This is a genomic window from Streptomyces lancefieldiae (assembly GCF_031845825.1).
In the GTDB taxonomy this organism is placed as follows: domain Bacteria; phylum Actinomycetota; class Actinomycetes; order Streptomycetales; family Streptomycetaceae; genus Streptomyces; species Streptomyces lancefieldiae.
Map to the genome: position 1 here is coordinate 1 of NZ_JAVRFH010000397.1, position 404 is coordinate 404.

Genomic DNA, 404 nt, shown 5'->3' on the forward strand with positions numbered 1-404 from the left:
CTTCTGGATCCTCGCGCTCAATTCCTGGATGCACACGCCGCAGGGCTACGAGATCGTCGACGGTCAGTTCCACGCGAAGGACTGGATCGCGATCATCTTCAATCCGAGCTTCCCGTACCGGCTCACGCACATGCTGATCGCGTCGGCTCTCACCACGTCGTTCGTGGTGATCGGCATCTCGGCGTTCCAGCTGCTGCGCAACCGATCGTGGGAGCCCGCGCAGCGCCTGCTGAGAACGCTGGTGGTGGTGGCTGCCGTGCTGACACCGGCGCAGATCTTCGTCGGCGACATGCACGGGCTCAACACGCTCGAGCATCAACCGGCGAAGATCGCGGCGATCGAAGGCATCTGGCATACGGAGCGCGGGGCGCCGCTGCTGCTGTTCGCCGTGCCCAACAAGGCGG

The 404-nt window shown here is 64.6% G+C and carries 1 protein-coding gene; it reads left to right on the top strand.

Going from position 1 to position 404, the window contains the following annotated elements:
- Positions 1-404 (top strand): cytochrome ubiquinol oxidase subunit I (locus tag RM812_RS42690; RefSeq protein ID WP_311586490.1); only part of this gene is annotated, 404 nt, incomplete at both ends.